Annotated in this window: 13 protein-coding genes and 1 pseudogene; 9 read left to right on the top strand and 5 right to left on the bottom strand. The window is 40.9% G+C overall.

Annotated features, from left to right (window positions below):
• Both V7K89_RS26295 and V7K89_RS26290 read left to right on the top strand, forming a co-directional pair.
• A pseudogene (locus V7K89_RS26295) lies at positions 1-269 on the top strand (hypothetical protein); the annotation flags it as partial.
• 293 nt (positions 270-562) lie between these two features.
• Positions 563-958, top strand: a complete 396-nt coding sequence (locus V7K89_RS26290) for a hypothetical protein (RefSeq protein WP_335192429.1) — start codon at positions 563-565, stop codon at positions 956-958.
• A 158-nt stretch (positions 959-1,116) separates the two neighbouring features.
• Here the strand turns inward: V7K89_RS26290 and V7K89_RS26285 are convergent, their stop codons facing one another.
• The 3 genes from V7K89_RS26285 to fraC form a co-directional block, all read right to left on the bottom strand.
• Positions 1,117-1,896, bottom strand: coding sequence for an ABC transporter permease (locus V7K89_RS26285; protein ID WP_335192427.1), 780 nt, complete (start codon positions 1,894-1,896; stop codon positions 1,117-1,119).
• Positions 1,897-2,218: 322 nt separating this feature from the next.
• On the bottom strand, positions 2,219-3,226 hold the full coding sequence (gene fraD, locus V7K89_RS26280) for a septal junction protein FraD (RefSeq protein ID WP_335192425.1): 1,008 nt from the start codon (positions 3,224-3,226) through the stop codon (positions 2,219-2,221).
• A 59-nt stretch (positions 3,227-3,285) separates the two neighbouring features.
• Positions 3,286-3,825 carry a filament integrity protein FraC gene (fraC, locus tag V7K89_RS26275; RefSeq protein ID WP_335192424.1) on the bottom strand — a complete coding sequence of 180 codons (540 nt, stop codon included), beginning with the start codon at positions 3,823-3,825 and terminating at the stop codon, positions 3,286-3,288.
• A 237-nt stretch (positions 3,826-4,062) separates the two neighbouring features.
• Between fraC and V7K89_RS26270 the strand changes: the two genes are divergently transcribed.
• A complete protein-coding gene (locus tag V7K89_RS26270) occupies positions 4,063-5,199 on the top strand; it encodes a cob(I)yrinic acid a,c-diamide adenosyltransferase (RefSeq protein ID WP_335192422.1) in 1,137 nt (378 codons plus the stop codon).
• A 254-nt stretch (positions 5,200-5,453) separates the two neighbouring features.
• Here the strand turns inward: V7K89_RS26270 and V7K89_RS26265 are convergent, their stop codons facing one another.
• Positions 5,454-5,882: a hypothetical protein gene (locus V7K89_RS26265; RefSeq protein ID WP_335192420.1), complete on the bottom strand. Its 429-nt coding sequence runs from the start codon at positions 5,880-5,882 to the stop codon at positions 5,454-5,456.
• A gap of 509 nt (positions 5,883-6,391) precedes the next feature.
• On the opposite strand from V7K89_RS26265, the gene psbQ reads away from it, so the two are divergent.
• From psbQ to hemJ, 4 genes are all read left to right on the top strand, one after another.
• The gene (gene psbQ, locus V7K89_RS26260) at positions 6,392-6,859 is read left to right on the top strand and encodes a photosystem II protein PsbQ (RefSeq protein ID WP_335192418.1); all 468 of its coding nucleotides are present in this window, start codon (positions 6,392-6,394) and stop codon (positions 6,857-6,859) included.
• 99 nt (positions 6,860-6,958) lie between these two features.
• Positions 6,959-8,065: an NAD(P)/FAD-dependent oxidoreductase gene (locus V7K89_RS26255; protein WP_335192416.1), complete on the top strand. Its 1,107-nt coding sequence runs from the start codon at positions 6,959-6,961 to the stop codon at positions 8,063-8,065.
• A 127-nt stretch (positions 8,066-8,192) separates the two neighbouring features.
• Entirely contained in the window at positions 8,193-9,044 is an 852-nt protein-coding gene (locus V7K89_RS26250) for an alpha/beta fold hydrolase (protein WP_335192413.1), read from the top strand.
• A gap of 220 nt (positions 9,045-9,264) precedes the next feature.
• Positions 9,265-9,846 (top strand): protoporphyrinogen oxidase HemJ, encoded by a 582-nt coding sequence (hemJ, locus tag V7K89_RS26245; protein ID WP_335192411.1) that lies wholly within the window; start codon positions 9,265-9,267, stop codon positions 9,844-9,846.
• Positions 9,847-10,124: 278 nt separating this feature from the next.
• Here the strand turns inward: hemJ and V7K89_RS26240 are convergent, their stop codons facing one another.
• Positions 10,125-11,033 (bottom strand): peptidoglycan-binding domain-containing protein, encoded by a 909-nt coding sequence (locus V7K89_RS26240; RefSeq protein ID WP_335192409.1) that lies wholly within the window; start codon positions 11,031-11,033, stop codon positions 10,125-10,127.
• A gap of 200 nt (positions 11,034-11,233) precedes the next feature.
• Between V7K89_RS26240 and V7K89_RS26235 the strand changes: the two genes are divergently transcribed.
• Complete coding sequence (locus V7K89_RS26235) at positions 11,234-11,395, top strand: hypothetical protein (protein WP_335192406.1); 162 nt, start codon at positions 11,234-11,236, stop codon at positions 11,393-11,395.
• Between the two features lie 8 nt (positions 11,396-11,403).
• A partial coding sequence (locus V7K89_RS26230; RefSeq protein WP_335192404.1) for a leucine-rich repeat domain-containing protein occupies positions 11,404-12,059 on the top strand: 656 nt, incomplete at its 3' end.

The raw sequence follows: 12,059 nt of genomic DNA, 5'->3' as shown, positions 1-12,059 counted from the left end.
TTTTAAACTCAATTTATAACTTTGAACTATATGTTGTCCTAGTACAGAGTGAAGTATTTCGTGACCGTTTGGCTAAATTATCGTTCAAATCACATTTTGAAATCATTTCTAATGGGGAAACCAGCACGGCGAAAATTATCTACAACGCTTTTCGCGGACAGTTATTTTACAACCCAGATAGCAGTGCGGCTGGTTTTGGTAGTGGCGGTGTATTTGCAACTTTGATTGGTGCACCAACTCTGAGTGCATCAGATTTTGTTGTGCAATAAATGCTATTTTCAGGTAAACATAATGTGAGTTCGACAAGCCCTTTTTTGACCTCTCCCCCAACTCCTCCTCGTGTCGGAAAGGGGAGCCAAAACCCTAATTTTTCGTTGTTCTTCCCTTTCCCTCTGGGAGAGGGAGTTTAGCAGAGAGAAGTTCATCGAACTCACGTTAAATTAAGAGAATTTACCAGTATCTATTTCATAAAAAGTATCATTATTTTTGTGGATTTTGCTGAACCAGAATATCTTTTTAATAGGGCATAGTAACTGTATAAATATTATAAGTAACTAAATTTATGTTTTTGAGAAAACGTACATCCCGCGTTCTAGAAAATGCTGAGTTAAGATTTGCTGGACTCAAAGCAATTGATGCCAATCTGGATCTTGGAGAGACTTGTAATTTAAAAATCCTGACAGAATTAATTGAGCAATTACGCAGCAAGTTAGAAGCTCATAATACTGCTCTCACCACGATTGACTCTTCCAAAGTAGAAATTGAAGAGTTAGAACAAACCTTGGGTAGTTTCTCCGAAAAAATGCTCATGGGAATCGGCTTTAGATATGGCAAAGATAGCCGCGAATATGAGATGGCTGGTGGAGTTCGCAAAAGTGAACGTATCCGTAAAAGCAGAGCGACTCGCTTGAAAACTATTGCACAAAAAGCATCTAGCCAAGGCACTCAATCCTTATAGATGTGTAAGCAACAGAGTTCGGATAAGCAGGGGAGGCTCTTGAAGCTCTTGAGGCAGGGGAGACAAGGGGACAAGGGGGAATTATTGAATAAATCTCTTCCTGGTCTTCCCTCTCTTCCTTGTCTACCGTGTCTCTTTTCAATGCCCATGCTTAATGTTTAAAATTCGCGTTGTGAAAAGATCACAATAGCGATTGCTAACAACATGATACTATAAACTAAGCCGTAACCAGCATTCATAATCAATGCAGTATTGTCAGGTAGTGCTTGCAGACCATAAACGGCATCATTTTTCAAATCTAATCGAGATAAATCTGGCAATAAAAGAAACAAAGCTTGAGTTAGACGTTCCATACCAGGGTTACGGCTCAGACGACCAAGTTGTACTAAATCTTGAGTAATATTTCCGATTAAATATACCGCAAAGGTTAAAACAGTCGCTAGCAAAGAAGCAGTAAAAACACCAAAAGTAATAGCTACGGCAGTAATTAATGATAACTGTAAAAATAAGAAAATTGCAGCAATTATAATGCTTGCCGTAGGATGAGGAATATTACCAAATTGCAGAAATAACAGATAAATTACTGTCATCGTGGCGACAAGCACAGCTAGGACTGCGGATAAACCCAAGTATTTACCGACGATAATTTCGCTGCGACTAACAGGTTTAGCAATTAATACTAAAACAGTGCGTTTTTCGATTTCCTTATTAATTAGTCCCGTACCAATAAATATCGTAATAATTAACCCGATGGCATTCATTGCTGCCATCCCAAAGTCTAAAAACATTTTATCTTCAGCCGTAGCCGCAAATTCAGGAAGGACGCGGAAGGCAGTGGCGAGTACTAGCGCATAAAATCCAATAATATATAGGATGCGATCGCGTACCACTTCCTGAAACACATTCTTTGCTAATACAAAAATTCTGTTAATAGTCATTTGTCATTTGTCATGTGTCATTTATTATTGCGAAAGAGAAGGCAAAAGGCAGAAGTTCTTTAATTTTGAATTTTGTTAGCGCAGCGTAAAGCCTTCTCTTCTCCCAAGGGGAGACGCTACGCGAACGAGAGGCTTGTCTGCGACACGCTCTTGCTAGCTTGCTTCCACGAAGTGGTACGCCAACGGCATGGCAACTCTTGGAGAGGCTGCGCCAACGCTTAGAGCGAGTCCGCGTACTCTGTAAGAGTTGCAAGCTACGCGCAGCGTTTCGTAGAGAGCATCATTTTGAATTTTGAATTGATCTCTCCCCCTGCCCCACTCCTCACTGCTGCGGAGGCGGTGAACCATAAATTAATTTACTGGCGCGATCGCATTCAATTTCTGCAACTGTAATCTTATCCTCAGAATTATTGGCTGCTGCAACTGGTTCAATGCGACAAGATTTTTTTAAGTAATAGCCCCGTGGGTTAGAACTCGGACCTATCCAAATACTTAATAAATCTAATATATATCCAGACTTTGTATTAGCTACACGCGGTTCAACGCGCCATAGTTCCTTTTCTTCATATTTACTTAGGTTTTTTTGAATTATTCCCCTACCCAGATTTCCTACCCGTTGTTTCGCATCTAGCAACCATTTCTCTACTTCTGACCAAGGTCTTTTGGCTATTTGTTCTACTACCATTGGTTGAAGTTTTTCTAGAATTACAACACCGTTTTGGGGAATTTTTACTGTTTCTTCTGTTCTGGCAACAAAGGTACTATATTTAAAAGTATCTGCTTGCAAACTCGGATATTGTCGTAACCAATTATCCATCACAAAGTGAAACTGAATCCAGCAACTTAGCAGCATACTACTAGCAACTAAAATTATAATTCTTTGGCGGTCTTCTGGCTTAGGAATGCGAGCTTTTGCATCAGTGTCATTTCCTTCAATAAACTCTGGTATCGCCGTAATTAGTGCTGAAATTGTCGGCCAAAATACGATTGTTCTAGGTGTAATTACATCTCGTTGATCTCCAAATGCAAAAACACTCACTAAGAATCCGGTGATTACTGCCCCAACTGGCATAAAAGTACCAGGAACCCTCAAAGGATCTTCAGTTGTATACCAAGCTGTACCAGCAATTAAAAACAACCAACCAAAAAAGGCAATTATATCTTTAATATAACCTGTGGCACAATATGAAAGTACCCAAGAAAAAATACTCAAATAAATGAATGTCTGCCAAGAATAAGCTTTGGGTGGAACTAATATTTTTCTAATTCCTGCATAAAGCCCTTCCACAAATTTAAAAACCCCAAAGACGTCTTTTAGTAGCGTATTCATATTCCTCCATAAACCTGATTAATCAATAACTTTTTCTCAGTTAAACAAGTACTTTCTTGCTATTTTGAACGAAATAATAAAATAATGGTTATTGCACTATAGCTCAAAGAATTTGCTATTAGTATAGTAGTAACTAAATTAGTATTTTGGAAATTTATGGTGGTAAAATAACGTCGTTGCAGCCGCTGAGATGTTTGAGTATCCTCTTCTTTTTTAGTAAATGATTCATTTAATGAAAATAGCAAACCCCTTAAAATAAAAAATTTCATTAAAAACGTCGTAAAAAAAATTATACAAGCAGTTAAAATAATTAAAGTTTGTGTATTCGATGATTTAAAATTATTAAAAAGCATATAGTTAATTAATTCTGATTTCACCTGTATCGGTAATAGTGGTTCTGATACAAAAAATATAAACCAACCAATTACACTCGAAAACAGATTGATAGAAATTGCATAAAAAATACTAGTTTTTTTATCAAATTTTAGTCGAGAATGCAAAACATAAGCTTCGATGGGGATGGCAATCAGTACAAATAAAAAGTCAAACAGAAATCCACCAATGGGAGAAATCCTGGGAAGCATCCAATTGTCAGGCATAAATGGTTAAGGGTAAGGGTTAACTGTAGTGAGTATAACTGGGATAGTAAGGGTGATGGGGGAAATTATCCCATTGTTCTTGTCCTTTACTATGCGGGTGTGCCAGTATTTCTCTATTGATATTGTTAATAGATCAAACTGACCCTTGTACAGACGCGCTAGAGGGGCAGTTTCTAAGATGAGAGTACAAGAGGTTAGGTAAGATTAAAGACTGCCATAGTTATAGCTTTTTGAGAGATGACAAGGAACGGTATTGGTATTCGGACGGCGCAAGTGCGTCAAGAACGGCTTATTGGTCAAATTCACGTCTACGATGGTCTGGGTAAAGGTAAATCTCAAGCGGCTTTGGGGGTGGTTTTGCGCTCCATTGGCTTGGGAATAAATACGCCTAGCAATTCTAATCGTGTTTTACTGCTGCGGTTTTTAAAAGGGCCAGAACGTGATTATGACGAAGATGGTGCGATCGCAGCTTTACAACGCGGGTTTCCCCATTTAATTGACCAGGTTCGCACTGGGAGAGCGGAATTTTTTGGAAGTGAGGAAATTACCACTTTTGACCGAAATGAAGCAATGCGGGGTTGGGATGTCGCTAAAGGTGCGATCGCTAGTGGTTTATATTCAGTCGTTGTCTTGGATGAAATTAACCCCGTTCTGGATTTAGGTTTACTACCAGTGGATGAAGTAGTAAAGACATTAAAATCCAAACCCCAAGAGTTGGAAATCATTGCTACTGGACGCGCCGCACCCCAAAAGTTGCTCGATATTGCAGATTTACACTCAGAAATGAAACCTCATCACCACCCAACAGCCAAAGCCCTCTTCCTGGAAGGGATTGAAATTTATACTGGTGCTGGTAAAGGCAAGTCTACCAGTGCTTTGGGCAAAGCCTTACAGGCGATTGGTAGGGGAATTAATCATCCAGGATCTACCCGTGTGTTGATTATACAATGGCTTAAAGGTGGTAGCGGCTACACAGAAGACGCAGCGATCGCCGCTTTGCAACAGTCATATCCAAAAGTGGTGGATCATCAGCGTTGCGGTGGAGATGCGATCGTCTGGCGAAATTCACGACAAGAATTAGATTATGTAGAAGCCGAACGCGGTTGGGAAATTGCAAAAGTTGCGATCGCCTCTGGATTGTATAAAACTATTATTCTCGATGAACTAAATCCCACCGTTGACTTAGAACTACTCCCCGTTGAACCCATTGTCCAAGCTTTACTCCGCAAACCCCGCGATACCGAAATTATTATCACTGGTCGTTGCCAAAATCCACCTGCATATTTCGACTTGGCTAGCATCCACTCAGAGGTTTATTGCCACAAACACTATGCTAATCAAGGTGTAGAACTTAAACGAGGTGTAGATTTTTAGACATTGCTGATTAACAGAAGGAAGCATTGATTGGTCAAAAGTTACTGTTTGGATAAATGCTTTAAAGGTGAGTTGGCATTTTCAATGCATGGAATAAGTAGACAATAATATAAGTCGATATAACGAATTTACTTTCTAGGTTAGAAAATGCTGCTTGGTTTAACGGGAGTGATGCCTGATATTATGTCCGCTTGATTACTTATTAAACCCGAAGAACCCCACCCCCTCCCCGCCTGCGGGGAGGCAGGGTAGTTTCATACACTTGATTTATTAAAAACTTCTAAAATCTGTCGGCAAATCTGTTTGAGCTTCTCCTCGATTTCACCAGAGGGCGAAGATGCGCCGACAACACTCCAGTTTTCTACTGTAGAGAGTCGCCAAGCTTCGCCGCGATGATCGAATCCAGCGACCTCTACACCGATCGCTCGACGGGAATTGTTGATGGGATCTTGATAAAATCGGATTTGAATTAAAATACTACGACTTCGCCAAGATTTGCTGATACCAGGAAAGTGAAAGCCAATATCTATAGAATCTGGATCGACTAACTCCCTAGTTTCCGGGTCATTTTTCCAGGGTTTGAGATCGGATTTGGCATCAGGAAACTCGAATTTGAACAAATTAACTACCGTAGCAATGTTGCTGGCGAGTTCAAGGTTCGTTGCCTGTTCAGCTGCGTTCACTAAAAAACACTCCTATATTGCGTCGGCATCTTCAAGGATGTGAAGACATAAAAACCGCCAGAAGGCTTATCTGATTGGTGTTTCAGCTTATCAAGACCTTTGATATTTAGCAACTCTAAATCATATTTCCCTAACAATATCAGTTAACGTGAGTTCGACAAGTCTTATTTGACCTCTCTCCCAGCCCTTCTCCGTGTCGGAGAGAAAAGCAAAAAACTGAATTCGTTGCTTCTCCCTTTTTGTTTCCCAGAGAGAGGCTGGGAGGGAGAGGTTGAGCGAACTCACGTTTGAGTTACTAACAGAAGCCAAAAATCGCTTCTTAATTGGGACGGGCTAACACCTATTAAGTAATTGTACTTAAAAATGCTTCAAAAGCGGATGAAACTCTGCTCTTTGAAGAAAATATCAATATTTTCTACAAAATCCTTGGCTGACAAGAACGATTAACTGCGCTAGCGATCTAAAATGACACTGTTAATCAGTAAACCAAAAGCAATTAAATTCAATATATGGTGCGTCAACGCTCGATTTTTTCATTTTTCCTAGTACTATTGGCCACATTCCTGATTAGTTGCGGTGGCCCTGGTGTTGCGGTAGCACCTCCGACTTACACAGCAGTACAACTTGAAAAAATTCAGGCTTATGTTCCTGAAATTCAGGCTGTGCGCGATCGCTCACAAGAATTGACGACCCTGATTCAAAGAGGTGATTGGATTAATGTGCGTAACTTTACACATGGGCCGATAACAGAAGCAAGGCTGAACCTGACTTATGTCACTTCCAACCTTCTACCCAAAGACCAGCCCAAAGCACGTCAAATAACGCGAGATTTGTTTAACGACCTGGTTAAACTTGATAAAGCTACTAGTGCTGGCAATCCTCAAGTTGCCTTAAATAACTCCCAAGCTGTTTTCGCAGAGATTGACAATTTTCTCCAACTGCTTCCTAAGACCAACAGTGAAGCAGAGGCAAGTTAAGCGCAAGGTAAGATGAGCAAAGGGGGATGAGGGAGAGTAAAAATTATTTAGTTGCTCCCCCTTGTCCCGCTACTTGTCCATCTTTGCTTCAAAACAGCAATGAGTCATGTAGTTATTATCGGTTGTGGTGTAGTTGGGGCTGCGATCGCATACCAACTGAGTCAAGTTAAAGGGCTGAAAATTACAGTTTGCGATCGCCAACCACCAGCACAAGCTTCCACAGGCGCTGCACTTGGTGTTTTGATGGGCGTAATCAGCCAAAAAATCAAAGGCAAAGCTTGGCAGATGCGGCAAACTAGCATCCAACACTATGAAACTTTGATTCCTGAACTAGAAGCTTTAACAGGTCGCAAAATTCCTTTTAATCGTCAGGGAATTCTCATGCTTTTGTTTGATTCTTCCCTAGAGGGGATGTCAGCATGGGAAAAACTAGTAAAAATTCGCCACTCTCAAGGCTGGAATTTAGAAATTTGGGACACGGCTAAACTCCAGAATATTTGTCCTCAAATAGATTGCGAAAAAATTACTGGCGCTGTCTATTCTCCACAAGACCGCCAGCTCGATCCAACTGCACTCACCTTAGCTTTAGTTGAAGCTGCCCAGCAAAGTGGTGTAACTTTCAAATTTGGTGTGACTGTTTTAGATGCCCCAACCTCAAGACCTGAATTTTGCGATTGCCTTGAGACTACAGAAGGAAAAATAGCTGCTGATTGGTTTGTAATTGCAGCAGGATTAGGTTCAACCCCACTAACAGCAAAATTAAATCAGATAATTGATATTCGCCCCGTACTTGGGCAAGCCTTACAAATGCGTGTGGGGCATTTATTAGGCAATCCCGACTTCCAGCCAGCGATAACGGGTAATGATGTCCATATTGTTCCTGTGGGCGGTGGAGACTATTGGGTAGGCGCAACAGTGGAATTTCCTAGCAATGGCGATCAGATACCGCCAAATCAACAACTACTGGAATCTATTAGAGAACAAGCGATCGCATTTTGTCCAGAATTAGCCACAGCAACTATTCTCCGCACTTGGTCGGGGTTACGTCCCCGTCCTGAAGGACGCCCAGCCCCAGTTATTGGTAAGCTACCAGGGTTTAGTAACGTCCTCCTAGCTACCGGACACTATCGCAACGGCGTTTTACTAGCACCCGCTACAGCTTATGCGATTCGTGAGATGATTATTTCTCAGGGAATAGGGAGATGAGGGGGAGCAGGGGAGCAGAGGAGCAGAGGAGCAGAGGAGCAGGAGAATAACAAACAATGCTCAATGCCCAATGCCCAATGCCCCATGCCCCATACCCAATTCCCAATGCCCAATATAGGAAAATAGCGTGTCAATAACAGAACATAAAATCAATGTAGATTCACTGGAATGGTTTTATCGGGAATCTTTACCAATCGGCAGAAGTGACTTAGTGCCCGTGTTGTTGCTACACGGCTTAGTTTCACAAAGTTACAGTTGGCGTCATATTATACCTGCTTTGGCGAATCAGGGTACAAGAGCGATCGCTCCAGATTGGATTGGTTACGGCTTTTCTGCCAAACCAGAAAAACGAGATTTTGCTTACACTCCCGATGCTTTTATCACAGCTTTAGAAGGATTTATTAAAGCTCTAGAAGTTGAACATTTTTCTTTAGTTGTCCAAGGTTTTTTAGGTTCTGTAGGACTACAATATGCTTTGCGTCATCCAGAACAAATTGCTAATTTAGCTATTTTAAATACACCAATTTCAACTGCTGCTAAATTACCTTGGAAAATTAAACAAATGGGTTTACCCTTAGCAGGTGAAGTCATGACCCAAGACCCCTTATTAGTCGATCGGACGCTAGAAGGTGGAAGCCGTTATCGCATAGGAGATAAAGATTTAGATATTTATCGAAAACCATTTTTAACCGCTTCTTCGTCTGGTCGAAGTCTTTTAGCAAGTATTCGCAATTTACAGCTTGATTCAGCCATGACAGAAATACAAACTGGCTTTAAAGAATGGCAACAACCAATTCTGATTCAATGGGGTATGATTGACCCCTGGCTACCTGTAGATATTGCCGAAAACTTTGTCAACTCCGTACCAAACACCGAATTAATAAAACTTAATAACGTCGGACATTATCCTCAAGAACACTACCACGAGACAATTTTGCAAGACCTTTTACCCTTTGTGCGTCGTAAAAATGCTCATTGACAATATAGCTTTGGCAAAAATCGATATTATAAAAATGAATGTCAGAATTCAGGAGTCAGAATTCAGAATCAATTAGTCGAGGATTCCAAATCACTACTAAATTGAAATCTTCTTGATTATAAAGACTTCATCCTTTCACGGTTGGAAAATTATAAATTCTGACTCATTTTTATTACCATTAAAAATGGCTTGCAACCACAAGTAAAGGAGATTATGATTCATGGCCTATTCATGGTTTAAAGCCTTTCATATTGTCGGATTTGTAGTTTGGTTCGCTGGTTTGTTTTACTTAGTACGTCTTTTTATCTATCACGTTGAAGCTAACGAAGAACCAGAACCAGCACGAACGATACTGAAAAATCAGTATCAAATTATGGAAAAACGTCTCTACTCTATCATCACTAACCCAGGAATGTTTGTGACGATCGCAATGGCCATCGGTTTATTAACCACTGAACCGGACGTTTTAAAAGAGGGTTGGTTGCATATCAAACTGCTGTTTGTGGCCATTTTAATTGGCTATCATCATTACTGCGCTCGGCTGATGAAAAAGTTAGCAGTAGATGAATGTCGCTGGAATAGTCAGCAATTACGTGCTTTAAATGAAGCACCTACAGTTATGTTAGTAGCGATCGTCTTACTGGCTGTGTTTAAGAATAATTTACCTACAGATATCGCTGCTTGGGCTATTTTCGCCATGATTATTTTGATGGCAGTCACTATTCAACTTTACGCCAAAAAACGCAGACAGGATAAAGAGAAACTGACGGCACAGATAGGGCAACCACAAGAACAAAGTTAGACAAAGTAAGGTAGCACAGCTGGGCTACCTTATTAAATCTTGCATCACACACAACAATACAGCAGATTGTAAGTTAATGAAGTACAAAATACCCCACCCTAACCCTCCCCGTATGTATTGGGGAGGGAACAAGATTTCTTATTTCCCCCCTTTACAAGGGGAGCCACTGCGTTGCGGAGGTTCCCTCCGTTGTAGTAAGTGGCGTGGGATTAAGGGGGGTAAAAGATGTACTTCATTTAGATGCAAAATACTGTAAATACTACCAATTAACTATTACTTCATCCTGGAAAGGTTTTGAGTAAATCATCCCCAGGAATCACAGCAGTGTAAAAAGTATATTTGCGATTAGCGACATAACGACGATCTTGTTTAACAATCGTCATAAACTCCCTATGTCCCTCACGGGTACGTCCTACTAAACAACCTGCACTAGCAAGGCGAATATCATTCCGGGGAAAATCAAAGCCGTAGTGTTGATTCACATAAAAATCATCACCTGTATCAAGTTTGTCGCCAGTCCGTTTAAAATCTTGGTTGAAATCTCTATAAACAGTGATATCTCCAACTTGCACTAATGCTTCGTGAGGCTCTGCTGTGCCGTGAGTACCAACAGCCCAAGCTTTGTATTGTCCAAACTGAATCCTAGCTGCTCCTTTAGGATTCATCGGATTATAAGTGTAGTACCTCCCTGGTTCTGTAGTCGCTTCCCAGTGATCGACGATTTTGGGAATACCATTTACTACTTCAATCACAATCCGGCGATCGTTAAATTGATTGGGCGTGTCACTGTTGAGAGTCCAGTCTGCATCTATGCCCTCTACATAAACAATGTTGTATTCTTTGGGATTGGTAAATACCTGATAACCTTTGGATAGCATATATTTCACAATCTTACTAGGGATGTCATTGCCTAGTTTTAAGGGGGGTTTAGGAAGATCGTCTATTTTGGTTTCAATTAATTTCTTAGCTGTGACTGCTCCTAAAAAGCCACTCTCTTGAGTCTTTGTTAATTCTTGAAGTTTTTTGAGAGATATCACAGAAACAGGGCCAAATTTCCCATCGGCTGGAGGTTCCAGCAAACCTAAGTTGATTAACAATATCTGAATCTGACGAGCTAAGTCTGCATCTTCTGCGATCGCATCAAATGACCATTTCTCATCTTTTCCCAAGAAATCTTGTAGTTTCATTATGCACCTGCTTTCATTTACTTGTTTCTAAGTATAAACATCATTTTTAAAATTGATGTTGTTTGAAACTATACTCTTGACTAAAAGATGATGTCACAATTTTTACTATTAATTTATGATTTAGCACACAAAAATTCACAGATATTACACTGAAGAAAAAACTATTTATTGGCGACATATATTAAATTTTTTTCGGTAATATGGTTCGAGTTCAGAGGTTAAATGGTGAACGATTTCGTAGGGACATAGGAGTCTGCGATGAACTCACAATCCAATCATTGATACAGGCTACATTATTAATTAGCTCAATTTCTCTGCTGCGCGTCCAAGCAGCAACTCGTCGTCAGGCATCGCCTCTGTAAAACCTAAAATGACTAACGAAGAACTGCTGGAAATTATTGAACAAGCTGTCAGAGACAAGGTTACAAAATTAGACCTTTATTACGGCGAAGGCTTAACAACGCTGCCACCGGAAATTGGCCAACTCACCAACCTGCAATCCCTCAACCTCTTCAATAATCAACTGAGCAGTCTGCCACCGGAAATTGGCCAACTCACCAACCTGCAATCCCTCTTTTTCTACAGTAATCAACTGAGCAGTCTGCCGCCGGAAATTGGCCAACTCACCAACCTGCAATCCCTCAACCTCAGCTTTAATCAACTGAGCAATCTGCCACCGGAAATTGGCCAACTCACCAACCTACAATCCCTCAACCTCAGCTTTAATCAACTGAGCAGTCTGCCACCGGAAATTGGCCAACTCACCAACCTGCGATCACTCGACCTCTTCAGTAATCAACTGAGTAGTCTGCCACCGGAAATTGGCCAACTCACCAACCTGCAATCCCTCAACCTCCACAGAAATCAACTGAGCAGTCTGCCACTGGAAATTGGCCAACTCACTAACCTGCAATCCCTCAACCTAATCGAGAATCAACTGAGCAGTCTGCCACCGGAAATTGGCCAACTCACCAACTTGCAATCTCTCAACCTCTTCAGTAATCAACTGAGCAGTCTGCCACCGGA

Source organism: Nostoc sp. (genome assembly GCF_036917515.1).
GTDB lineage: Bacteria > Cyanobacteriota > Cyanobacteriia > Cyanobacteriales > Nostocaceae > Nostoc.
This window is presented reverse-complemented; position numbering and strand designations above follow the sequence as displayed.

Bases quoted from the DNA above. Each gene is read 5' to 3' on its own strand.
- V7K89_RS26290 (WP_335192429.1), top strand. From the start codon at position 563: ATGTTTTTGAGAAAACGTACATCCCGCGTTCTAGAAAATGCTGAGTTA.
- V7K89_RS26285 (WP_335192427.1), bottom strand. From the start codon at position 1,896: ATGACTATTAACAGAATTTTTGTATTAGCAAAGAATGTGTTTCAGGAA.
- fraD (WP_335192425.1), bottom strand. From the start codon at position 3,226: ATGAATACGCTACTAAAAGACGTCTTTGGGGTTTTTAAATTTGTGGAA.
- fraC (WP_335192424.1), bottom strand. From the start codon at position 3,825: ATGCCTGACAATTGGATGCTTCCCAGGATTTCTCCCATTGGTGGATTT.
- V7K89_RS26270 (WP_335192422.1), top strand. From the start codon at position 4,063: ATGACAAGGAACGGTATTGGTATTCGGACGGCGCAAGTGCGTCAAGAA.
- psbQ (WP_335192418.1), top strand. From the start codon at position 6,392: ATGGTGCGTCAACGCTCGATTTTTTCATTTTTCCTAGTACTATTGGCC.
- V7K89_RS26255 (WP_335192416.1), top strand. From the start codon at position 6,959: ATGAGTCATGTAGTTATTATCGGTTGTGGTGTAGTTGGGGCTGCGATC.
- hemJ (WP_335192411.1), top strand. From the start codon at position 9,265: ATGGCCTATTCATGGTTTAAAGCCTTTCATATTGTCGGATTTGTAGTT.
- V7K89_RS26240 (WP_335192409.1), bottom strand. From the start codon at position 11,033: ATGAAACTACAAGATTTCTTGGGAAAAGATGAGAAATGGTCATTTGAT.
- V7K89_RS26235 (WP_335192406.1), top strand. From the start codon at position 11,234: ATGGTTCGAGTTCAGAGGTTAAATGGTGAACGATTTCGTAGGGACATA.